The sequence below is a fragment of the Actinospica sp. genome, assembly GCF_035552695.1.
In the GTDB taxonomy this organism is placed as follows: Bacteria; Actinomycetota; Actinomycetes; order Streptomycetales; family Catenulisporaceae; genus Actinospica.
This window is the reverse complement of record NZ_DASZKT010000140.1, coordinates 1-22,583: the sequence shown is the minus strand read 5'-3', so window position 1 is coordinate 22,583 and position 22,583 is coordinate 1. Positions and strand designations below refer to the sequence as shown.

The following is a 22,583-nucleotide window of genomic DNA, read 5'->3' as shown; positions in this document are numbered from 1 at the left end:
AGAGGCGTTGAGTCGGGGGAATTGGCGAGGATGCTGGGTAGTGTCCGCGTTGAATGGGGTCTGTTGGTAGTGCTGCGGGCACGCCGCAAAGCGGCGGCTTCGGGGGTTTCGCCGGCCCACCCTCCCGCGAACCCCCCGGAGCGCCGCAAGGCGGCGCACCCGCAGCACAGGCGGCATCCGAACCACGAACACGATCTGGTTCCGCATCAAACTGTCTAGGACCGGGCGAACCTTGCTTGCTGCAGCAATAGTTCGAAAACGGCGACGCGCCCGGGGTGTCGGCGTGCTGACGCCGACGGCGGACCGTAGCGTTGGACGGGTGAGCGGTGAGACGTCCGAATCGAGTCTGGCCCCGGAGAGCGGCGGACCACGACTGGTGACCGTGTCGGCTGCCTACGGAGCCGGTGGCAGCGTCGTCGCCCCGGCTCTGGCCCGAAGGTTGGGCGTGCCCTTCGTGCAGCGTGCCACGACGACCGTCGGCGAGTTCGCCGGGGGCGAGAAGTGCAGCGAGGGGCTCGAAGCGCACGAGGAGCAGAACGGGCCGATCCACTGGCTGCTCGCGTCTCTCTCGCACTCGATGCCGACCGGCACGACTCAGTCGCCGCCCACATCCGCACGTCAGCACGAGGAGATGCGGCGCACCGCCGAGGCCGGAATCCGTCGGCTCGGCGCGGACGGCGCCGGCGTGATCCTCGGCCGCGGCGCGGCGGTGGTCCTCGGCAAGGAGCACGGCTTCCACGTGCGCCTCGACGGACCGCCGGAGCTTCGACTCCGGCAGGGCGCCGAGATCGAAGGCATCGGCATCGAGGAAGCCAGCGCACATCAACACAAGTCCGACCGCGCCCGCACCAACTACGTGCGTCGGCTCTATCACGTCGATCCGGCCGACGCGTGCCACTACCACCTGGTGATCGACTCCACCGCTCTCCCGCTCGACGCGGTCGTCGAAGTCATTCTGCGGGCGAGAGCACACATGCGGTGAATCGCTTGATTTTGTTAGTCCTGCCTCGGATTGGCTCGTGCCGCGAGGACGGCGATGTCGTCGTCGGGCGTGGAGGACGCCAGCGCGCTCAGGACCACCTGCAGCAGCTGCTCCAGCTCGCCGGTCGGGGGGAAGTCGACGGCCGCGAGCCTGGCGAGTGAGATGTCGATGTCCTCGCCGCGCCGTTCCACCAGGCCGTCGGTGTACAGAAGCAGGATCTGATCGGGCAGCAGATCGACGGTGACGTGTTCGTAGCCGCCTACGCCGGTCCCCAGCGGCGGCCCGATGGGAGTGGGGATCAATTCGGTCGGACGGCCCGCGACGAACAGCGCGGGCGGAAGATGGCCCGCGCTGGCCAGCGTCCACCGCCTGCGGCTCGGGTCCGCGACGGCGAGCAGGCAGGTCGCCGGCCTGGCCGACTCGCTCGCCGCGATCACGGTGTCCAAGTGCGCGAGAATCCCGTGCGGCGGAAGGTCCATGCTGCCCAGTTCACGGATGATCGAGCGGTAGTGGCTCATGTCGACCGCGGCTTCCATGCCGTGGCCCATCACGTCGGCCATCACCAGCAGGGTGCGGCCGAACGGCAGCCGGATTATCTCGTACCAGTCGCCGCCGACCAGATTGCGGCGGCCCAGCGGAAGATGGCGGGCCGCGATCTCCAGGTTCGAGTGCGGCGGACCGGGTTCGACGAGCAGCGCGCGCTGGAGTTCCAGGGTGATGCGCTGGGACTCGGCGTACTGCCGGGCGCTCTCGACGCTGACCGCCGCCCGGTCGGCGAGATCCTGGGCGAGGATCATGTCGTCCTCGGTGAAGCCCCGGTGCTCCGCGCCGACTCTGGCCATGGTCAACGCGCCGATGACCCGGCCCCGCGCGACCAACGGAACGGCCAGGATCGAGTCGACCCCGAGCAGCCGGAAGGCCGCCAGATCCTCGGCGTTCCCGGCCAGCAGCTCCAGCTCCTGCTCGGACGGCAGGTTCGCGACCACCGGCCCGCCCGCGCGCAGGCTGCGCCCGACCGCCGACTCGGCGGCGGACCGCGTCGGCTCGCCGAGCGCGTGGGACGAGCCCAGCAGGCGGCGCACCGCGGGAGTGCAGGCGAAGGCGGCTCGGTGCATTCGCGGCGGCGCGGCACCCGCGCCGTCGCCGCGTTCCGCGATCTCGTACGGCAGCACCTCGACGAGCGTGAGATCGGACATCGCCGGGACCGTGAACTCGGCGAGTTCGTCGCAGGTGACGTCTATGTCGAGCGTCGTGCCGATACGTTCGGCCGCCGCGACCTGGGCCGCGAGTCGGCGACGGGCCCGGTCCAGTTCCTGCATCTGCTCGGGCGCGGACCCCGCGACGGCCGCGATGACGCCGACGACCCGGCCGTCGCTCTCCTGGCGCCGGTAGCAGACGTGCAGGCCCGTCGCCGCGGCGGCGCCGACGACGCCGGCCGAACCCTCGACGACCTCATCGCGGAGGCAGTCGTCTTCGAGGATCCGCCTGATGGTGTCCGCGTCGGCGGCGAAGGGCGTCGCGTCGACCGGCGCCCCCAGGATCGCCCGGTCCAGGCCCGTCGCCCGGAGAAACGCCGCGTTGGCGTAGACCCAGCGCGATTCCGCGTCGAGCAGGCCAAGGCCCACGGGGGCGTCGTCGATGAGGTTCGACGGCAGCGCATCGCCCATCGGCGCCAGCGCGCTGATGAAGTCGGCGGCCTCGCTGCCCGTCTTTCCCACGTTCACCGTGTCTTCCTCGATCACCGTCGGGCTACCGGGTGCCGACTGAGACTAGCTGAGCTCTGAGTCAGTGGGTCGGCAGCGCGGGGGGCGTGGCCGCCGGGCGCCGCTCCAGCGACTCCAGGGCCAGCCGGATCGCGGTCTCCAGCTGCGGGTCCCGGCCGGCGGCCCAGTCCTGCGGCGCGATGGCCACCTCCACGTCCGGGTCCACCCCGTGGTTCTCGATCCCGAAGCCCGGGCCCTCGAACCAGCAGGCGAGCTTTGGCTGGGAGACCATGGTGCGGTCCACCAGCAGCCGGTCCCGGTCGTAGCCGACCACGCCGCCCCAGGTGCGCACGCCCACCAGCGGGCCGACCCCGTAGCTGCGGATCGCGTGCGAGCCGATGTCCCCGTCGGAGCCGGCCTGCTCGTCGATGAGGGTGACGATCGGGCCGCGCGGCGCGTCGTGCGGGTAGGGGGTGACTCCGCCCTGGCGCGCCAGGACCCAGCCGATGACCCGGCGGACCAGTTTCTCCACGACGAGCCCTGAGGTGTGCCCGCCGCCGTTCTCGCGCAGGTCGAGCAGCAGCCCTTCGTGGGCCACTTCGGCGGCGAAGCCGCGGTGGAACTCGGCCCAGCCGAGCGGAGCCATGTTCGGCACGTGCAGGTACCCGAGGCGCCCGCCGGACCTCTCGCGCACCCGCGCCCGGCGGGCCGTGATCCGGTCGTGGTAGCGCAGGGTCTCCTCCGAGCCGAGCGGCACGACCGCCACCCGGCGCTCGGTGCCCGCGGACCGACCGCTGTCGCCGCCGCCGTTTCCGCCGCCGTCGCCGTTCGCGGCGCGCAGGGTCAGCTCCACCGGTCGGCCCGCCTTGTCGGCCAGCAGCGGGTTCGGGCCGCGCAGCGGATCCACCGGCAGCCCGTTCACCGCCGCGATCTGCTCCCCGGTCCGGGCGCGCACTCCCGGCGCGGCCAGCGGCGACCGGGCCTCGATCACCGAGGACTCGCCCGGCGGCACCCGCTCGATCAGCCAGCGGCCGTCGGCATCGGGGGCGAGGTCCGCGCCGAGCAGCCCCTGGCCGGAGGACGGCGGGTTGTACCGGGCGGCCGGGATCGCGTACGCGTGCGAATATCCGAGCTCGCCGTTCAGCTCCCACAGCAGGTCGTTGAAATCGTCGTAGCAGCCGAGCCGGTCGATCAGCGGACGGTAGCGCGCGGCCATCCCGGCCCAGTCGATCCCGGCCATGTCCGGGCGCCAGAAGTTGTCCCGGTTCAGCCGCCAGGTCTCGTAGTACATCTGGGTCCACTCGGCCACGGGGTCGACGCGCACGTGGATCCGGTCCAGGTCCACACCGATCGTGGCGTCTTCGTCCGCGGCGGCCGCGGCCCTGACCTTCAGCTCGCCGTCCGACCGGTAGGCGATCCTGCCGCCGTCCGCGGACGCGGCGTAGTCGTCCAGGGCGGCGACCAGCACCGAACGCTTGCGCTTGGCCAGGTCGTAGCGCATCAGCTGCGGCTTCGGCGGCTGATCCGTCGCGCCCCGCCAGCTCTCGCCCAGCGCCCCCCGTTCGCGGTGCGCCATCCAGACCACGCCGTCCTTGACCGCGCGCAGCCGCCGGTAGTCGCCGGCCTCGACCGGGAACGGCACGATCCGCTCGGTGATCCCCGCGAGGTCCACCCGGACCTGAACCGCACCCTCCGTCTTCACGCCCTGATCCTCGCCCTTGCCGTCCACCACGGGACGCCCGTCGATCTCCGGAGCGAAGGGCGACGGGGTGTCGTCGGTCAGGGTCACCAGGTAGGGGCGCACTCCCGGCGGGAATCCGAGGTCGAAGAGTTTGCCGTCGTAGACCGGGTCGTAGGTCTGGTCGGACAGCAGCGCGAGGTACTTGCCGTCGTGGGTGAACACCGGTGAGTGGCTGTGGAAGCGCGGCCCGGTGACGTCCGAGATCGCCCCGTCGGACAGCCGCGCCAGGCACACGTGCATGTCGGGACGCAGGCCGAAACCCGTCGCCGACCACACCTGAGCCCAGGCCAGGTACCCGGAGTCGGGAGAGAAAGCCAGCTGGCACGGCTCGTCCAGCTCCACCCGGGTCAGCTCGCTGATCGGCTCGACGGCCGTCTCACGCAGGTCCACGAGCAGCAGCCGGCCGTCCTCGGCGGAGACCGCGGCGACGCTGCCGTCCGGGGCGACGGCCAGATCGTAGACCCGGCCGAGCCGGCCCTGCCCGATCCGCCGAGCGGGCTTCCCGTCCGTGGGCACCAGGTCCAGGCCGTCCTCGCCGCCGGAGTCCGAGACGCAGAGGACCGCGCCGCTGTCCGGGACCACCACCGGCAGCCGTCCGCGCACACCCGGCCTGGCCAGAATCGTGCGCGCCGGGCCCTGCTCGACGGGCAGCCAGTGCACCGTGCCGCGCACCTCGGCGGCGGCGGCCCGGCCGTCCCGGGACAGGTCGATCTCGCCCAGCCACTCGCCCGTCTTCACCGGGAACGGCTCCCGCCCGACGCGTGCGCCCGGCAACGCGATCTCCAGCCGAAGCGGCTCGGCGCCCACGTCCAGCGACCCCAGTAGATACAGCTCCCCCGCGCACTCGTAGGCCACCCGGGAGCCGTCCGAGGAGGCGTGCCGCGCGTAGAACTCGCCGAGGTCGGTGTGCCGCCTCAGGTCCGCGCAGTCCCGGTCGGCCGAGTACAGCGCCCCGACGCCCTCGTGATCGGAAATGAACGCGATCCGGTCGCCGACCAGCATCGGGGCGACGAGATGGCTGCCGACCTCGCGCAGAATGGGCGCGAACTCACCGCTGCCGCCGCGGTCGAACCAAAGCTTCCCGCCGGTGCCACCGCGGTAGCGCTTCCACCAAGCAGGTTCAGCGGCGTAGGTGCTGCCCAGCAACACCGCACCGTCTGCCGACGTGGACAGGGCGGCAAGCGGGCCGTAGGGAAGCAGGCGGCTGCGACCATCCAGGCCCACCGCATAAGCCCACGGACGAGCGCTGTTGTTGCTGCGCGAGCCGGCGGGCCCGACGACGAGGACTTCGTCAGCTGACAGCCAGCCGATGACCCGGGTGTTCCTGGCGCCCCAGTGCGTCAACTGCACCACCGGTCCGCCGTCCACCGATACGACGAAGGCCTCGTTTCCGCCGTTTCGCGCACTGGCCCAGGCCACGTGCCGACCGTCCGGGCTCAGCCGTGGCTGCACGACCGTCGTACGATCCGAGGTCAGCCGCGTCGCCCGCCCGCCGGCTGTCGATGCGAGCCAGACGTCGTCCTCTGCGACGAAAGTCAGCAGGTCGCCGGACAGGTGCGGGAAACGCAAGTACGAAGTCGCTGCCATGATTCAAAACGTATCGCCTAGCGCGGTTGTGGGGCGGGCAGGCGGCCGGTCACGGTCAGCAGGATGTCCTTGGCGGGCAGTTCGACGACGTTGCCGGGGCCGGTGCCGAGGCGCACGTCGGCGTCGGTGGCGCGCAGTTCGACGCCGGTCAGGTCGACGCCGAAGTAGGCGAGCGCGCGGGGCCGTGAATTCGCGAGGACGGTCGCGATGCGCTCCGCCGGAGCCGGGGGCAAGCCGAGTGGTTCGGTGATGTCGAGGCCGTGGATCACGTCGTGGCCCAGCGCGGCGGCCGGACCGCCGCCCGGCGGCTGCCAGGGGTGGCGGATGTTGTCGCGCAGCGCGCCGAGCAGCTCGTCCGTAGTCATGCGGGCGCCGTCGCGGCGGGCAGCCTTGTCCGAGAAGCGGTCGAAGGAGAACCTGGCGGCGACCAGCCCCGCCACGAAGCGCGGCGTGCTGGTGCGGAACGGCATGGTGATGTGGGCGACCACCTCGCGCACCCGCCAGCCGTCGCACAGGGACGAGGTGTCCCACTGGTCGGCGGTGAGGTCGGTCAGAAGCGCGGCGAGTCGCTCGCGCTCCGCGTAGGTCTGCTGCCGCAGCTCGGTTTCCGTCGTCTTCGGCGCTGTCGGCGTCATGTTGCTCGGTCTTCCTGTCGAGGAATGGGCGTGGCTTTCACTCCTTCTACGCGGCGGGGTATGCGAACTCATCGGTTCAGGACGAACGCGGTTCCAATCCCCGCGGGAGGTCGTACTCGGCGAAGCGTTCGCCCCAGCCGAGGAAGGTGACGATCTCGGCCACCTTGTTCCCGCGTACCTCCAGCACGAGCAGCGCGAAGGGGCGCAGCACGCCGTCCGCGTCCGGCCGGTATTGGCCCAGTGTCGGGCAGCCGTTGGCAGGCGCTCCCGGCAGTACCCGGTCGGCGGCGCAGGCTTCCGCGCCGGCGATCATGGCCGCGCGGATGCTCTGCGGGCCGTGCAGCCACCACGCGAACGGTGGCATGCCGGAGCGCACGTCCTCGGCGAGCAGCCCGATCAGCCGGTCGACGTCGTGGGCTTCGAAAGCGTCCACGTATTCGCGTAGCAGCTTCTGCTGAGCTGCTGCCGCGGGGTCGGCGTCGGCGACGTCCGTCGGGGCGGGACGGCGCTCGGCCAGGGTGGCTCGGGCCCGCTGCAGAGCGCTGTTGGCGGCCGCGACCGTGCAGTCCACGATCTGTGCGGACTCCGCCGCGGAGAAGCCCAGGACGTCGCGCAGCACCAACACCGCGCGCTGCCGGGGCGGGAGCCATTGCAGGGCCGCGACGAAGGCCAGCCGCACCGACTCGCGACGCACCGCGAGCTCGGCCGGGTCGGCGACGCGGCCCAGCCGCGAGTCCGCCATCGGCTCCACCCAGTGCGCGGGCGGCAGCGGCGTGCCCAGCATCCCGTCCGTCGCGGCGGGTCCCAGGTCCCAGGGCAGCGCACGGCGGCGGGCGGCGCGCAGCAGGTCGAGGCATACGTTGGTGGCGATGGTGTGCACCCAGGTGGACAGCCCGGCCCTGTCCGGGTCGTAGCGCTCCAGGTTCTGGTAGGCACGCAGCATGGTCTCCTGCACCGCGTCCTCGACCTCGCCGACGGACCCGAGCATGCGGTAGCAGTAGCCCGTCAACGGACCCCGGAGCGGTTCGAGCACCGTCCCCGCGGACGTCCGTCCATCGATTGCAGCCACCAGCCCATCATGGCGAATCCATCCACGCCACGCCCGCGCAGACGTAGATGACAGACTCGGCTACACCCCGTTTACAGCCCGGTTACGCAACACTACTATGCCCCCTGATTCACTGCTCCGGCCGTAGGCGCCGCGGCCGGCGGATGCACGCCGCACAGCTCCCGTACTTTCTGCCGACAGCACCAGAAGGGACCCACGTGCTCATCAGGAATCGGCTCGCAGCACTCGGCGTCACCACCACGCTCGCCCTGGGCGTGTCCGCCGCGGTCGGTCACGCGGTCACCGACCCGCTGCCGATCGGACCGAACACGGCGTTCGCCGGCGTCGTCAACGGCGTCGAGGCCAACGCCGTGATCCAGGTCGTCTGCCCCGGCCCGGTCACGGCCGGCGAGCTCGGCCACCCCGTCTCCGGCCAATACCTCGAGGTCGTCACCGGCCCCGTCTCGTCGACCGACTCGGGCTTCACCGGCAGCGCCGCCCACAGCATCGACGCGTTCATCGTGACGCCCACCGGCGCCGTCTCCGGGCCGGTCGTCGTGTTCAATTCCTTCTATGTCAAGGAGCCGATCCCCACGACGATCGAGCTGCCGTGCTCCGGTACCGGCGAGGCGACGTTCGTCCCCGAACCGACCAGCCCGACCGCCCGCACCGCCGTCGTGTCGGTGACCTTCCAGAACATCGCCGTCTGATCCCGGGCGGCAGAAGCCGCATGTGCCGCATGCGCCGGCCAAAGTGTCGGCGCATGCGGGTTCGCCTCTGGGACAACGGGTCGCCGCTGTGATCGACTGGTCGCGGCGAGGTCGGACTTGGAGGCTGAGATGACGGTGAATCGGATCGGTCTGGTCGTGCACGGCGGGCGGGAGGAGGCCGCGGGCGCGACCGATCGGGTACGCGGGTGGTGTGCCGCGCACGACGTGGAGTGCGTGGACATCGATGTCTGGCACGAGCATCGACGGCTCAACGCGCGCGAGGAGATGCGGGCCGCGGGCGATCCCGATCTGATCGTCACACTGGGCGGGGACGGTACGTTCCTGCGCGGCGCGCGGCTGGCCGCGGCGAACGACGCCATGCTGCTTGGCGTCGATCTCGGACGCGTGGGCTTCTTGACGGAAGTGCCGTCGTCGGCGGTGCTCACGGCCCTCGACGCCGTGCGGGAGGAGCGGATCCGGATCGACAGCCGGATACTGCTGACGGTGCGCGTCTCGCGTCGCCTCGAGATGCCGCGGGACATGGAGGCCTGGGCGTCGACCTACGGCCGCGGACCGCTGCTGCCCGCTCCCAAGGTGCGCGCCGATGAGGATGCGGGCGACGAGTGGGGAATTCCCTTGGACGTCACCGCGGTCAACGACGTGGTGGTGGAGAAACTCTCCCGGGATCGTCAGGTGTCTGTCGGGGTGTACGTCTCCGGCCGGCTGCTCGCCTCGTACTCCGCCGACGCGCTGCTGGTCGCCACGCCGACCGGTTCGACGGCCTACAGTTTCGCCGCCGGAGGGCCCGTCGTGTCGCCGCGGGCGGAGGCCCTCGTCTTCACGCCCGTCGCCCCGCACATGGCGTTCAACAGGACGGTCGTCACCGGTCCCGACGAGGTCGTCGGGCTGCGCATCCTCGAACGGTCCGGCCGCGCCGCGGTGAGCATCGACGGCCAGCTGCGCGGGCTGCTCGAGCCGGGCGATTGGATCGGCGTCTACGCGGCGCAGCGCCGCCTGCGGGCCGTCCGGCTCGGCCCGACGGACTTCTACGGCCGCCTGCGCGAACGGATGAACCTCACCGATGCCCCGGCCGCGCTCGCCGACGGCTTCGCCGCCCCGTTCTGGTCGTTCACCTCGCCGCCACCCGCGGACCTGACCCACCTGTCGCTGGACACGAACCCTGAGGCCGGCTCATCCGAACCCTGATCGGCTCGCGCTCACCGGTCAGCGCGACGGCGATGACGGCCACGGCGAGCAGCGCCGCCGCCCCGCTGAAAGCCAGCACGACGATCGATGCCGCGCACGCCACTGCGGCCGCGCCCCGCAGAGCGCCTCGCAGCAGGCGTGCCGCCGATGCCATCGAAGCGACGTACACCATGAGGAACAACGAGGTGGGCAGCGTGACCATGCGCGCGGTGTCGAGGAGGCCGAGGGCCTCGGCGCCCAGTTCGACCACGCCGGCCGCCGCTATGGCGACGAAGAAGTACCGGGGGCGGCCCTCAGTCGTCCCGCGCAGGTGGGCGGCGAGGGCCACTCCCCCGGTGAGGTATGCGTTGATCGCGGCGAACGTGAGCAGCACGGCCGCGCCCGCGGCGATCCACGGACCCGCTGTGCCGACCGCGACGCGGAGCAGGTCGGCGACCGGCACCGGGCCTTGGGCACGCGCACCGAGGACGGCGACGACCGTCGTCGCGAGGGCGAGGTAGACCGCCGCCGTCACCGCGAAGGCCACGGCCGTGATGCGGGGCAGCGAGCGCCGCGGGTTCGCCAGGCGGCGGGTGAGCGGCGCGACCGCCTCCCAGCCGACGAATGAGAGCATGAGAACCGAGGCGGCCGTGCCCACGGCCGACCAGCCGTGCGGGGCGAACGGGCTCCAGTTCGCCGCCCGCGACGCGTGTACGGATCCTGCGACCGCGACGGCGATCACGGCCAGCAGCAGCCCGACCAGGATCATCTGCACCGTCGTGCCCGTGCGCGCACCGGCCAGCGTCAGCGCGAGCACGCAGGCCAGCAGCAGCGCCGCGACGAGCGCGGTCGCGACCCGTCCGCCGCCGATCAGGGAGATGACGTAGCCCGCGCCGATCATGCACACCACCGGCGCGCCGAACACGACGCCGGTCAGGAAGCAACGGCCCACCGCGCGTCCCACCCGCGTCCCCAGACCGGCGGCGGCATACGCGATGACTCCGCCGCCGCCGGGCATCCGGGTGCCGAGCGCGGTGAAGACGATGGCGAAGAGGGCTGATACCGCCAGCAGCCCGGCCCACGCCAGGACCGAGGCGGGACCGGCCATCTCGGCCGCCAGACCCGGCAGCATGAGCAGTCCGGGACCGAGCAGGGCGCCGACGTACAGGGCGACACCGCGAGGGATGGAGAGGGCGGCAGACGTTGCCGACGTTGCGGAGGGCATGCCCCGATCCTCCTCGGAAGGGCCCCGCACGCGATGGCAAATTGCGCCGCCGGAGAGACTTCTGGTGCAATGAAACTCGTCCAAAGGCCCTGCAAGGAGAATTTCATGCCGGAACCAGAATTCGACGCGACCGATCTCGCCATCCTCTCCGGCCTGCAGCGCGATGGCCGGAAGGCGAACGTGGACCTGGCCGAGGAGATCTCCCTGTCCCCGTCGTCCTGCCTGCGCCGCACCAAGGCGCTCGAGGCCCAGGGCGTGATCGCCGGATACCGCGCGGAACTCGACCGCGAACGCCTCGGACTGGGACTCACCGTGTTCGTCGAGCTGAGCGTCGCGCGCCACTCGCGCCAGACTTCGCGGGAGATCGAGGAGGGCTTGACCGCGATCCCCGCGGTCGTCGCCTGCCACCTGGTATCCGGCGACGCCGACTTCCTGGTGGAGGCGGTGGTGCCGAGCTTGGCCGTCTATGAAGAGGTGCTTCTCGACCGCATCCTCGCGATCGAGCCCATCACCTCGGCGCGCAGCATCTTCGCGCTGCGCACCGTGCTCAGCCGCGGCCCGCTGCCGCTCGATCAGCTGCGCTGAGCGGGTTCGAGGGCCGCGTCTCAGGTCATGCCCACGTGCCTGGCCTGGTCCGCGGCGGCGCGCGGGCCGTCGGCGAAGGGGCGGCCGTGGCCGGGCAGGATCAGCGCCTGGGGCAACGCGGCGATCCGGTCGAGCGAGGCCAGGGCCGCGGCACCGTCGTGGGTGAAGCCGCGGCAGACCAGGCTCGGCCCCGTGTGCCCGGTCATGCCGTCCGCGGTGACCAGCGCGTCGCCGGTGAACAGCAGTCCGCGGTCGGCGAAATGGTACGCGACGCTGCCGGAGGTGTGCCCGGGTACCAAGACCGGCTGCGGGCGCCCGGGAACTGTGTCGAGGGGCTGCTCACCGGGCAGCACGCTGAACTCCTGGACCTTGGGCGCGGTGAACGCTCCGCTGCGGGCCATGTGCAGTGGAGTGCGGATGGCGGCGGGCCGACGTAGCAGATAGGGCAGCATGGACCGCTCCGGCTTGGCGTGCCGCATCGCACTGCGCGGCCCGTCCGCCAGGATCGGCGCGTCCTCTCGGTGAATCCAGATCTCGGCGCCGGCCTCGGCGCGCAGGCGCTCGGCGAGGCCGGTGTGGTCGAGATGCCCGTGAGTGAGCAGCACCGCGCGGATGTCGGTCAGGCTGTACCCGAGCCGCGCCACCCGCTCCTGGAGCAGGCCGAAGTGGCCGGGAAGTCCCGCGTCGACCAGCACGAGGCCGTCCTCGTGCTCGATCAGGTAGAAGTTGACGACTTCGTCGCCGAGGCGGTGGACGCCCGGCGCGACCTGCTCGGGATCTTCCGCGCGCCGCCGCGTGCCGTCGTTCGGGTGAGTGTGGGACATCGCTCCTCCAGATGAGAGCGTAGGGCGTGGCGCGACCGCCGCCTCGGGGCCGCCGCATATTCGATACAGTCAACTGTAGCGGAATTGAGAGGAACTCGCCCGTGCCGACGTCCGCAGGCTCCCGCCGGACCTACGACTCCAGCCGCCGTCAGGCCGCCGCGCAGGCCAACCGCCGCGCGATCCTGGAGGCCTGCCGTGAGCTGCTGTTCCGCGACGGCTACCAGGCCACCACCGTCCGGGCCGTCGCGGACCAGGCAGGGCTCTCGCCCGAGACGCTCTACAAGGCGTTCGGCAGCAAGCCTCAGATGATGAAGGCGCTGTGGGACATCACGCTGGCCGGCGACGACGATCCGCTGACCATGGCCGAGCGTCCGGAGATCCGCACGGTTCTGGGCACGCCCGACCCGCAGGTGAAGCTGGAGCTGTACGCCGCGTTCGTCAGCGGCGTGCACGAGCGGATCGCCGCCCTCTTCACCCTGCTGACCGGGTCCGACCCCGAAGTCGCGCAGCTACTCGCCACGGCCGAGCAGGAACGGCTGACCGGCGTCAGCGCGTTCGTCGCACACCTCGCCGACGTCGGGATGCTGCGCACCGGCGCCGACCAGAACGCGGTCGCGGACGCCTTCTGGGTGCTGACGTCACCTGACCTGTTCGTCAAGCTCACGGCCGACCGCCGGTGGAGCATCGGCGCCTACCGGCGGTGGCTCGCCGACACGCTCACCGCCGCGCTCCTCTAGGACGACGAGGCCCCGGCTTCGCGGGTGAGCAGCACCATCAGCGAACGTGCCTCGACCGGCACCGTGGAGCCGGCCTTGATCTCGGGCCGCCCGGACACGTCCGGGGACGCCGTGTCCAGCGCGACCGTCCACACCTCGCCGAAACGCGAGTCGGGCACGGCGAAGTCGAGCGGCTCCCAGTGCGCGTTGAAGAGCATCAGGAACGAGTCGTCGCGCACCTGCTCGCCGTACTCGTCCGGCTCGGTGATGGCGGCGCCGTTGAGGTAGATGCCGAGGGACTTCGCGAACCCGGAGTTCCAGTCCTCGTCCGTCATCTCCTGTCCGTCGATGCGGAACCACTCGATGTCGGGCAGCAGGCTCGCCGGAATGCGGGTGCGGGTGCCGAAGAAGAACCGGCGCCGTCGCAGCGCCGGGTGCTCGGCGCGCAACGCGACCGCGGCGCGGGTGAAGTCGAGCAGCTCGTGGTCGACGGCGTTCCAGTCGATCCACGTCAGCTCATTGTCCTGACAGTAGGCGTTGTTGTTGCCGCGCTGGGTACGGCCGAGCTCGTCCCCGTGCGCGATCATCGGCACACCCTGGGACAGCAGCAGCGTCGCGATCATGTTCCGCTGCTGCCTGGCTCGCAGGGCATTGATCTCGGGGTCGTCGGTCTCGCCCTCGGCGCCGCAGTTCCACGACCGGCTGTCGTTCGCCCCGTCCCGGCCCTGCTCGCCGTTGGCCTCGTTGTGCTTCTCGTCGTAGCAGACCAGGTCGCGCAGGGTGAACCCGTCGTGCGCGACGACGAAGTTGACCGAGGCGATCGGGCGCCGGCCGTCGTCCTGGTAGAGGTCTGAGGATCCGGTGAGCCGGGAGGCGAACTCCGGCAGCTCCCCGCCCTCGCCGCGCCAGAAGTCGCGCACGGTGTCGCGGTACCGGCCGTTCCACTCCGCCCACAGCGGCGGGAAGTTGCCCACCTGGTAGCCGCCCTCGCCCAGGTCCCAGGGCTCGGCGATCAGCTTCACCTGGGAGACCACCGGATCCTGCTGGACCAGGTCGAAGAACGCGGAGAGCCGGTCGACCTCGTGGAACTGCCGGGCGAGGGTCGCCGCGAGGTCGAAGCGGAAGCCGTCGACGTGCATCTCGGTGACCCAGTAGCGCAGCGAGTCCATGATGAGCTGCAGCACGTGCGGGTTGCTCATCAGGAGGCTGTTACCGGTACCGGTGGTGTCCATGTAGTACCGCGGATCGTCCTCCATCAGGCGGTAGTAGGACGCGTTGTCGATGCCGCGGAAAGCCAGCGTCGGCCCGAGGTGGTTGCCCTCGGCGGTGTGGTTGTAGACGACGTCGAGGATGACCTCCATGCCCGCCTCGTGCAGTGCCTTGACCATCGTCTTGAATTCGCGCACCTGCTCGCCGCGGCGGCCGCTCGCGCTGTAGCCGTTGTGCGGGGCGAAGAAGCCGATGGTGTTGTAGCCCCAGTAGTTCGACAGGCCGAGCGGGCCGAGCCGCTCGTCGTGCACGAACTGGTGCACCGGCATCAGCTCCACGGTGGTCGCGCCGAGCCGCTGGAGATGTTCGATGACCGCCGGATGGCCGAACCCGGCGTACGTGCCGCGCTGCTCCGGCGGGACCTCCGGATGCAGCTGGGTCATCCCCTTGACATGAGCCTCGTAGACGACCATCGGGTGGTAGCCGGTGCGCGGACGCCGCTCCCGCCCGGACTCGTCGGCCCAGTCGAAGCTGCGGTCGACGACGACCGAGCGCATCGCGTGGTCCGCGGAGTCACGCTCATCGCGATCCTCCGGCCGGCCGAACGGGTAGCCGAAGAGCGAGGAGTCCCACTGGATCTCGCCGTCGAAGGCCAGCGCGTACGGATCGAGCAGCAGCTTGGCCGGGTTGCAGCGCAGGCCGGAGGCCGGATCGTAGCCGCCGTGCACCCGGAAGCCGTAACGCTGACCGGGGCCGACTCCGGGCAGGTAGGCGTGGTGGGTGAACGCGTCCACCTCGGCCAGCCGCACCCGCTGCTCGGTGCCGTCCTCGGCGAACAGGCACACTTCGACCTTGTCCGCCGCCTCGGAGAACAGCGCGAAGTTCGTGCCCTCGCCGTCGAACGTCGCCCCCAGCGGATACGCGCGTCCAGGCCATGCCTGCGCCATTTGCTTCCACCGTCCCATCGTTCCCAGGCCGCACGGGTCGGGCCTCGGGCGAGTTCTTCCCCGCGTCGGCGGTGCTCACCCGAAGTGCACCGGGATGGACCAGCGCACGAGCGTACGGCAGCGCATGTGCGCGGCTCGTACGCCCGTGCGCCGGGCGCTCGTTCGGGTCGGGCGGCCTCGGGACGCTTACGCCGCGGGCAGCACGGTGACCAGGTCGAAGTGGTTACCGTCCGGGTCGGCGAAGGTGGTCCACCGCAGTGCGGGCTTCTCGTAGTCGCCCAGGGGCTTGGCGCCGAGTTCGACCAACCGCTGCGACTCGGCCTCGAACCGGTCGGTGCGCAGGGCCAGGCGCAGACGGTTGTTCACCGTGGTCGAATCCGGGACCTTGTGGAAGGTGAGCTTCGGCCCGTCGGCCGGGTCGGCGGCGTCGATCGCCGCGTAGTTCGCGGTGCCGCCGGGGTTGACCGGCCGACCCAGGGCCTCCGCCCAGAACGCGGCCAGTGCGGCCGCGTCCGCGGTGTCGATGCTCACGGCGCTGATGATCGTGCTCATGGCTGTCCCTCATTCATAGTCGTGCTGCGATTCAGAACTAACGGGGCCTTAGCCGGTACTCGTATCTGGTGACTACGCGGGCTGCCAGGTCGCCAGCTGGAACCGGTTTCCTTCCGGGTCGGCGAACACGGTGAGACGGATCGGCGGGTGATCGGCCTCGTCGAGCAGCTTGGCGCCCAGGCCGGTCAACCGCTCGGTCTCCTGGTCGTGGTGGTCGGTGAGCAGGGTGGGAACGAACCCGCCGACGACCCTCTCGGCCTCGGGGGCCGGGTGGAAGATCATCTGGGGCCGGCTGCCCGGCTCGGTGGTGCCGACCGCCATGACCCCGTCGAGCGTGCCCGGGGTGATCGGGTGGCCGAGGACCTTGCCCCAGAAGTCCGCCAGGCCGGCGGGGTCGGCGCAGCCGATGTTCACGGACGCGAAGAACAGACTGGCATCAACGGTCATGATTGCTTCCTTCTGATAGGTATATTCATAAATTGCTTCATTGGGCGGCGCTCTGGCCGACGACCCCCGTGCGGGGCCGGTGGTTTCCCGTGATCGCGTGCTGTTACGCCGCCGGTGCGGCGATCACGTCGAATTCGTTGCCTTCCGGATCCTGGAGGGTGGTCCAGCGCATGCTGCCCATCTCGATATCCGCCTTCCACGTCGCGCCGAGGCCGACCAGCCGTTCGACCTCTGCCTCGAGGTCCGCGGCGATCAGGTCCGGGTGCATCCGGTTCTTCACCGACTTGCCCTCGGGGACCTGGGCGAAGGCCCAGCGCGACTCGGGCCGGCCGGCGTCCTGCAGTCCGATGGAGGCGAACTGCTTGCCCGCGCCCGGATCCAGCTCGCGGCCGAGCGCCCGCGCCCAGAACTCGCCGAGCGCTGCGGCGTCCGCGCAGTCGAAGGTCAGTGCGTGCAGTCGGATCGTCATGATTCCTGTTCTCCTCTTGTAGAGAGCACCGGCCAGCACACCTCAGTGACCAGGCCGTGCTTGCCATCGGTGTCAGCAGGGCTCAGCAGGTAGTTCTCCCGGATCGCCGTGCGTTCGCGCGAAACAAGACCCTGTTCGGCGACGAAGCTTCCCAACGCGGCATAGGTCCGGTCGAGTTCGCTGAACGGGCCGCTATGCGTCGCCACCGCCACCTGGCCCGCCGGCAGTCGGCCCTCGACGCGACCGGCGGACGCGCTCAGCGGGATGAAGGCGGTGACCTCGCCGATGTGTGACTCGAAGAACTCCGCGCTGTAGAGCGCGCCGTCCGGGCCGCCGCGCAGATCGGCGTCCGCGCCGAGTTCCCGGCGCAGGTCGGTGAACGTATCGCGCAGCCAGACGCCGGTTTCGCTCCCAAAGGCCACCCGTGCGGTGACGAGCAGAGCCGAGGCGCTGGTCAGAGTACGGAAGGCGAAGTCCGGCGAAGGTGATCCACCGCCCTCGAGCAGTTGACGCAGCGAGGTCACCGCTGTTCTGGTCTGCTCCAGTTGGCGCTCCATGCTGCGCAGGTGGTCGGCGATGACCTCGTCGCGCACAGCCGGGTCGGTCGCGGTCAGAATGACCTTGACCTGGTCCAACGGCATGTCCAGATCTCGGAAACGCCGGATGAGCTGGGCTGTGGGGGCCTGGGCGCTGGAGTAGAAGCGATATCCGCTGTCCGGGTCGATCCGCGCGGGACGCAGCAGGTCGAGATCGTGGTAGTGACGCAGGGCTTTGACGCTGACGTGGGTGAGACGGGAGAACTCTCCGATGCTCAGCAAAGCGGCCATGGTGTTTCGGTCCTCCCGAGGAGGTCGGTGTTGGGTTCAGTGTTCGAGGGTGTCGGCGAGCAGGGTGGCCAGAGCGGCGTCGTCGAGTCGGGACGCGTCCCAGGTCGCGGTGAATCGGGTGATGCGGTCGGCCGCGTCGAGTTCGACCGCGATGATCCCGTGACTGCCGACGAACCCGTTGCCGATCCACTCGTAGCCTCCTCCCCGGCCGCTGCCGAGGGTGCGGCGGACGGTGGTGCCGACACCGTAGGGCAGACGCGTATACGCCCGGTCGACGTAGGCGCCGATGGCCAAGGTTCCGGCGAACTCCGTGTGCAGCGCGAGGTCCTCGAAGACGGCGTCCTCGGCGAACAGCCCGCTGGTGTCACCGACGGCCAGGGCCGCGCGCAAGCGGTCGAGCACCCGGTGCAGGCTCGGCGAGGAGCGCTGGGCGATGTACTGCTCGCCGTAGGTCGTCGGGAATTGGGCGTCGGGCGTGCGCAATGCGTTGACGGCGGCGATGCCGAAGTGCCGTCCGTCCCAGTAGTCGACCTCGCGCACGATCAGGCCGTCCCGGAAGTCGACGGCGGCGATCGCCCGGATCTCGTGGCCGAAAAGCTCCGGCGAGTCGGTGAATTCGACGATCGCGCTGTTCTCGTCCCCGATGATCCGGGTGGCGTAGGAACGCGCGGTGTCAGGCCAGGTCGGCATGTACTGCGCGAAGGTCCCCTGCAGAGCCGACCAGCTCGGTACGTACCAACCCAAGGTGGCGTCGGTGTAATAGAGCGCATTCTGCGAGAAGTGCGACATGAAGCCGTCCACGTCGCGGGCGGTCTTGTCGCGAAACAGGTTGTTGACCCGCTGCACGAGCAGGGGCGTCGCGTGCGTGACGTCCTGCGGCGGATCCGGAAGGGGGACGGGCGGCACGCTCGCGGCCGCGGCTAGGGCAGGGCTCGCCGTCGTGCCGGCCAGGGCAGCGGCGGCGGCGATCGCCCCCGCTCCCAGCACGGCACGGCGGGTGGGCTGGCGCATGGTAGCTCCTCGAACTTTGCGTCAACGTCGATTTCGACGTTGTCCGGTCGGTGCTATGACTCTCCGGCCTCCCACTACAGGAGAGTCAACGCCGACGATTCGTCGAGGATGGAGGGAGGAGTCTACGAGCCCGCCGGCTTCTCGTCGTGGCCGCCGAAGCCCTTGCGCATGGCGGAAAGGGCCTTGTCGGCGAAGTCGTCGAGGCCGCGGGAGGCGAAGCGGGAGTAGAGCGCGGAGGTGAGCACCGGGGCCGGGACGCCCTCGTCGATGGCGGCGATCGAGGTCCATCGGCCCTCGCCGGAGTCCGAGACCCGGCCCGCGTAGTTCTCGAGATCGGGCGACTCGAACAGGGCGGCGGCGGTCAGATCGAGCAGCCAGGAGCCGACGACGCTGCCGCGGCGCCAGACCTCGGCGACCGCCGTGGTGTCGATGTCGTACCGGTAGAACTCGGGTTCCTCCATCGGCGCGGTCTCCGCGTCGGCCGTGGTCTCGCGCTTGCCGATGTCGGCGTTGCGCAGGATGTTCAGGCCCTCCGCGAGCGAGGCCATCATCCCGTACTCGATGCCGTTGTGGACCATCTTGACGAAGTGCCCGGCCCCGTTCGGCCCGCAGTGCAGGTACCCCTGCTCGCTCGAGTCCGGCTCACCGGTGCGGCCCGGGGTGCGCTCGCCGGATCCGATGCCCGGGGCGATGCTGGCGAAGATCGGGGTGAGCCGCTCGACCGGCCCCTGCTCCCCGCCGATCATCAGGCAGTAGCCGCGGTCCAGGCCCCACACGCCGCCGCTGGTGCCGACGTCGATCAGGTGCACGCCACGGCCGGCTTCGGCGGCGGCCCGGCGGATGTCGTCGCGGTAGTACGAGTTGCCGCCGTCGATGATGGTGTCCCCGGCCGACATCAGCGTCGCGAGTTCGTCGATCGTCTTGCCGGTGATCTCACCCGCCGGCAGCATGACCCACGCCGCCCTGGGCTCGGTGAGCTTGCCGACGAACTCCTTCAGCGAACTCGCGCCGACGGCGCCTTCGGATTCGAGCGCCTGCACGGCCGCCTTGTTCACATCGAAGACCACGCATTCGTGGCCGTCGCGCAGCAGCCGGCGCACGATGTTCGCCCCCATCCGTCCGAGGCCCACCATGCCCAGCTGCATCGGGTTGCTGGTCGTCATCTCTGCCGCTCTCTCTCGCTGGAGTTTCGGTCACTGCGTCGTACGCGCGTCATCCGGAACCCACGGGTCCTGCCACTCCGGGTAGCCGCGGGTGAGGTGCCGCGCGGCGGCTGGCCCCCAGGATCCGGGCTGATAGGTCTCGGACGGCGAGGGGTTGTCCAGCAGCGGCTGCAGCACCCGCCAAGTCTCCTCCACCACGTCCTGCCGCGTGAAGAGCGACCGGTCGCCGGCGAGCGCGTCCGCGAACAGCCGCTCGTACGGCTCCGGGGCCCGGCCGAGCTCGGCCACGAACGGCAGATCCAGGTGCACGCCGCGCGACCCGCGTCCGTCCGCCGCCTTGGACTGCAACAGCAGCCGCAGGCCGGGATCCGGGTCGACGCGCAGGACGAGCTGGTTCGCCGCCGTGTACGGCGGCTGCTCCAGGAAGGCGAGCCTGGGCGGGTGCTTGAACAGGACCCTGACCTCGGTGACCCTGGTCGCGAGCGCCTTGCCGGCCCGGATGAGGAACGGCACCCCGGCCCAGCGCCAGTTGTCCAGCTCGAGTCGCAGCGCCAGGTACGTCTCCGTGGCGGACCCGGGCTTGACCCCGCGGATCCCCTGGTAGCCCTCGTACTGGCCGTAGACGCACCGGGCCGGGTCCGCGTCGGCCATGGCGCGGAAGACGTCGAGCTCCTTGTCCCACAGCGCGTCCGCCCCGGCGACCACCGGCGGCTCCATCGCGACCAGGGCGAGGACCTGGAGCAGGTGGTTCTGCACCACGTCGCGCAGCGCGCCGACCGCGTCGTAGAAGGCGCCGCGGTCCTCCACCCCGAAATCCTCCGCCATGGTGATCTGCACGGCGGCCACGTGCCCGCGGTTCCACACCGGTTCGAGCAGCGCGTTGGCGAAACGCAGGAAGTGGATGTCCTCGACGGGCTGCTTGCCGAGGAAGTGGTCGATCCGCAGGATCTGCTCCTCCTCGATGACCGCGTGCAGCTCGCGGTTCAGCGCCCGGGCGGACGCCAGGTCGTGCCCGAACGGCTTCTCGATCATCACCCGGGCGCCCTGCGTGAGTTTCGCCCGGCCGAGCCCCGCGACCACGGTCGCGAACAGCGACGGCGGAATCTCCAGGTAGTACAGCACGTTGGAAGAGCCCTTCAACCGCTCGGCCAGCGCCTCGTACAGGGCCGCATCGGTGAAATCACCGCGCAGATAGCCCAGGCGGTCGGCCAGGCGGGTGAAGACCTGCTCGTCGGCGCCCTGCACCGCGTCGCGCGCCGCCTGCCGCAGCTGTTCGTCCGTCCAGTCGTCGAAGGCCACCCCGATGACGATCGGGCAGTCCAGCTTTCCGGCCGCCTCGAGCCGGTAGAGCGCGTTGAAGGTCATCTTGCGGGCCAGATCGCCGGTGATACCGAAGATCACCAAGGCATCGGCCGTCCGTTGCGCGCTCCGCTCCGCCACCGGTCCGCTCCCTCTCATCCGGCTCCGTTCCCGGACCCACGATGCCACCCGCCGCGCCGGGCGGCACTTCCAGCGGGCTGAGGAAGATCGGGCTGTGCGGTGGTTCCCTATGAGGTGGTGACGGCGGTGGTGGTCCGGGCGAACAGCGTCTCGGCGGCGGATTCCCACTCCTGGACCAGGTCGGTGGCCGCCGGGTCGCGCAGCCAGTGGATCTGCAGGCCGTCCATCATGGCCATGATCTGCCGGGCGAGCACGTCGGGTCGGTCGGTCAGCTGCTCGGCGAGCGCGGCGTAGGCGGCCGCCGCGAGTTCCTGCCTTCTGACGAAATAGGCGTGCGCGGGGTGGGCCGGTTCCAGGGACTCGGCGGCGAGCACGGTGAACAGCCGGACGATCTCGGGCTGGGTGGCGTTGCGGGCGATCGTCGCGGCGCACAGGCTGCGCAGGTCGACGCCCACCGGGCGGCCGGCGGCCCAGTCCTCCGGCACCTCGGCCGCGCTGGCGCCGAGGTGGGAGCGCAGGGAGCGGGCGTCCTCGACATCGCGGTGTTCGAGGACGGCGATCAGCAGCCCGACCTTGGACTCCATGTGACGCAGCAGGCCGGGCACCGTCAGTTCGCAGCGGTCCGCGATGTCCTGCATCGACACGCCCCAGAAGCCGCGGTCCGCGATCAGGCCGGTCGCCGCGTCGATGATCTGCCGCCGTCGTTCCGTCGCCGGAAGACGAAGCCGGTCGCGCCGGCGGGCGGGCGGCCCCTCGGCCATGGGTCGTCTCATCCATCCCCTCCCTCGATCCATCCCGTCCCGGCGGGCTGGGCTCGATGGGTGCGTGGTGCGGTGGTCATGGTACAGAACGGCCGAGAGCGTGCCCCGCGGCGCATGAAAGTTTCACGGTCCGCGGCGGCGGCCTGTCAGGAGACTGATGGGGGCTTCGGGGTTCCGGTCGCGAGGGACATACGTCTGGAGCTGCCCGGTTGGCCGACGTGATCGGCGGACGCGGGAGCATCAGTGGCCTGGCGAATCGACTCCGGCCGAGCGCGTCCCACGAGGACCCTTGCTGATCACGCGGACCCGGCAATACATTCCCGGCGCCCGTTCAAGTTACTGGTTACTAGCTACTCGCTAAGTGCTGTCCGCGTGCCGCGCGCCACCGGCGGCGCACCGGTGGCAGCGGACTGATTGCCTGGAGGCTTCTACATCGTGCACGTTTCCCGTAAGGCGTCGTCGAGGCCCAGAGCCTCGCGCACCCTGGCCCTGGCAGTGGTGATGACCGCCGCGTCAGGCCTCTTCGGCGCGGTCGCCGCCACGCCGGCCGCCGCAGCCCCCGCCGCCGCTCCGGCTGCCTGTCCGTGGGTCGACTCGTCTGCTCCGATTTCGCAGCGGGTCAGCCAGCTGGTGGCGAAGATGTCGCTCGCCCAGGAGGTCGAGTTGATGACCGGCTCGGGTGGGTCGAGTTATGTGGGGTTTACTCCGGCGATCGGTTCGTTGTGTATTCCGGCGTTGAATTTGCAGGATGGTCCGGCGGGGGTGGGTGACGGGTTGGGTAACGTGACTCAGTTGCCGGCGCCGGTGGGTGTGGCC

Annotated in this window: 20 protein-coding genes and 1 pseudogene; 6 read left to right on the top strand and 15 right to left on the bottom strand. The window is 70.7% G+C overall.

Annotation, left to right across the window (positions count from 1 at the left end):
- Nucleotides 1-319 precede the first annotated feature (319 nt).
- Nucleotides 320-982 (top strand): cytidylate kinase-like family protein, encoded by a 663-nt coding sequence (locus VG296_RS18000; RefSeq protein WP_325567001.1) that lies wholly within the window; start codon nt 320-322, stop codon nt 980-982.
- Nucleotides 983-996: 14 nt separating this feature from the next.
- On the opposite strand, the gene VG296_RS17995 is transcribed toward VG296_RS18000, so the two are convergent.
- The 4 genes from VG296_RS17995 to VG296_RS17980 all read right to left on the bottom strand — a co-directional run bounded on the left by VG296_RS17995 (nt 997) and on the right by VG296_RS17980 (nt 7,717).
- Nucleotides 997-2,706, bottom strand: coding sequence for a PP2C family protein-serine/threonine phosphatase (locus tag VG296_RS17995; RefSeq protein WP_325566999.1), 1,710 nt, complete (start codon nt 2,704-2,706; stop codon nt 997-999).
- 61 nt (nt 2,707-2,767) lie between these two features.
- The gene (locus VG296_RS17990) at nt 2,768-6,013 is read right to left on the bottom strand and encodes a S41 family peptidase (protein ID WP_325566997.1); all 3,246 of its coding nucleotides are present in this window, start codon (nt 6,011-6,013) and stop codon (nt 2,768-2,770) included.
- Between the two features lie 17 nt (nt 6,014-6,030).
- Nucleotides 6,031-6,648 carry a maleylpyruvate isomerase family mycothiol-dependent enzyme gene (locus VG296_RS17985; RefSeq protein WP_325566995.1) on the bottom strand — a complete coding sequence of 206 codons (618 nt, stop codon included), beginning with the start codon at nt 6,646-6,648 and terminating at the stop codon, nt 6,031-6,033.
- 76 nt (nt 6,649-6,724) lie between these two features.
- Nucleotides 6,725-7,717, bottom strand: a complete 993-nt coding sequence (locus VG296_RS17980; protein WP_325566993.1) for an RNA polymerase subunit sigma-70 — start codon at nt 7,715-7,717, stop codon at nt 6,725-6,727.
- A 197-nt stretch (nt 7,718-7,914) separates the two neighbouring features.
- On the opposite strand from VG296_RS17980, the gene VG296_RS17975 reads away from it, so the two are divergent.
- Complete coding sequence (locus VG296_RS17975) at nt 7,915-8,406, top strand: hypothetical protein (RefSeq protein WP_325566991.1); 492 nt, start codon at nt 7,915-7,917, stop codon at nt 8,404-8,406.
- 129 nt (nt 8,407-8,535) lie between these two features.
- Nucleotides 8,536-9,612, top strand: a complete 1,077-nt coding sequence (locus tag VG296_RS17970) for an NAD(+)/NADH kinase (RefSeq protein ID WP_325566989.1) — start codon at nt 8,536-8,538, stop codon at nt 9,610-9,612.
- Here VG296_RS17970 and VG296_RS17965 read toward each other — a convergent pair.
- Nucleotides 9,536-10,816 carry an APC family permease gene (locus VG296_RS17965; protein ID WP_325566987.1) on the bottom strand — a complete coding sequence of 427 codons (1,281 nt, stop codon included), beginning with the start codon at nt 10,814-10,816 and terminating at the stop codon, nt 9,536-9,538. The two genes, VG296_RS17970 and VG296_RS17965, sit on opposite strands and share 77 nt — an antisense overlap.
- 105 nt (nt 10,817-10,921) lie before the next feature.
- On the opposite strand from VG296_RS17965, the gene VG296_RS17960 reads away from it, so the two are divergent.
- Nucleotides 10,922-11,401: an Lrp/AsnC family transcriptional regulator gene (locus VG296_RS17960; protein ID WP_325566985.1), complete on the top strand. Its 480-nt coding sequence runs from the start codon at nt 10,922-10,924 to the stop codon at nt 11,399-11,401.
- 20 nt (nt 11,402-11,421) lie between these two features.
- Here VG296_RS17960 and VG296_RS17955 read toward each other — a convergent pair whose 3' ends face one another.
- Nucleotides 11,422-12,225 (bottom strand): MBL fold metallo-hydrolase, encoded by an 804-nt coding sequence (locus tag VG296_RS17955; RefSeq protein WP_325566983.1) that lies wholly within the window; start codon nt 12,223-12,225, stop codon nt 11,422-11,424.
- A gap of 101 nt (nt 12,226-12,326) precedes the next feature.
- On the opposite strand from VG296_RS17955, the gene VG296_RS17950 reads away from it, so the two are divergent.
- Nucleotides 12,327-12,962 (top strand): helix-turn-helix domain-containing protein, encoded by a 636-nt coding sequence (locus tag VG296_RS17950; protein WP_325566981.1) that lies wholly within the window; start codon nt 12,327-12,329, stop codon nt 12,960-12,962.
- Here VG296_RS17950 and glgX read toward each other — a convergent pair.
- The 9 genes from glgX to VG296_RS17905 form a co-directional block, all read right to left on the bottom strand.
- On the bottom strand, nt 12,959-15,097 hold the full coding sequence (gene glgX / locus VG296_RS17945; protein WP_325566979.1) for a glycogen debranching protein GlgX: 2,139 nt from the start codon (nt 15,095-15,097) through the stop codon (nt 12,959-12,961). The genes VG296_RS17950 and glgX overlap by 4 nt on opposite strands.
- Nucleotides 15,098-15,283: 186 nt before the next feature.
- Nucleotides 15,284-15,649 (bottom strand): VOC family protein, encoded by a 366-nt coding sequence (locus VG296_RS17940; protein ID WP_325566977.1) that lies wholly within the window; start codon nt 15,647-15,649, stop codon nt 15,284-15,286.
- 72 nt (nt 15,650-15,721) lie between these two features.
- Nucleotides 15,722-16,096, bottom strand: coding sequence for a VOC family protein (locus VG296_RS17935; RefSeq protein ID WP_325566975.1), 375 nt, complete (start codon nt 16,094-16,096; stop codon nt 15,722-15,724).
- Nucleotides 16,097-16,199: 103 nt separating this feature from the next.
- On the bottom strand, nt 16,200-16,565 hold the full coding sequence (locus VG296_RS17930; RefSeq protein WP_325566973.1) for a VOC family protein: 366 nt from the start codon (nt 16,563-16,565) through the stop codon (nt 16,200-16,202).
- Nucleotides 16,562-17,392 (bottom strand): MerR family transcriptional regulator, encoded by an 831-nt coding sequence (locus tag VG296_RS17925; protein ID WP_325566971.1) that lies wholly within the window; start codon nt 17,390-17,392, stop codon nt 16,562-16,564. Before VG296_RS17925 ends, VG296_RS17930 begins: the two co-directional genes overlap by 4 nt.
- Before the next feature lie 36 nt (nt 17,393-17,428).
- The gene (locus VG296_RS17920) at nt 17,429-18,403 is read right to left on the bottom strand and encodes a hypothetical protein (protein WP_325566969.1); all 975 of its coding nucleotides are present in this window, start codon (nt 18,401-18,403) and stop codon (nt 17,429-17,431) included.
- Nucleotides 18,404-18,525: 122 nt separating this feature from the next.
- Nucleotides 18,526-19,548 carry a phosphogluconate dehydrogenase (NAD(+)-dependent, decarboxylating) gene (gene gnd, locus VG296_RS17915; RefSeq protein ID WP_349259607.1) on the bottom strand — a complete coding sequence of 341 codons (1,023 nt, stop codon included), beginning with the start codon at nt 19,546-19,548 and terminating at the stop codon, nt 18,526-18,528.
- Nucleotides 19,549-19,596: 48 nt separating this feature from the next.
- Complete coding sequence (locus VG296_RS17910; protein WP_349259606.1) at nt 19,597-21,024, bottom strand: glucose-6-phosphate dehydrogenase; 1,428 nt, start codon at nt 21,022-21,024, stop codon at nt 19,597-19,599.
- Between the two features lie 89 nt (nt 21,025-21,113).
- Nucleotides 21,114-21,779: a helix-turn-helix domain-containing protein gene (locus VG296_RS17905; protein ID WP_325566963.1), complete on the bottom strand. Its 666-nt coding sequence runs from the start codon at nt 21,777-21,779 to the stop codon at nt 21,114-21,116.
- A gap of 489 nt (nt 21,780-22,268) precedes the next feature.
- Between VG296_RS17905 and VG296_RS17900 the strand changes: the two are divergent.
- Nucleotides 22,269-22,583: pseudogene (locus VG296_RS17900) on the top strand (glycoside hydrolase family 3); the annotation flags it as partial.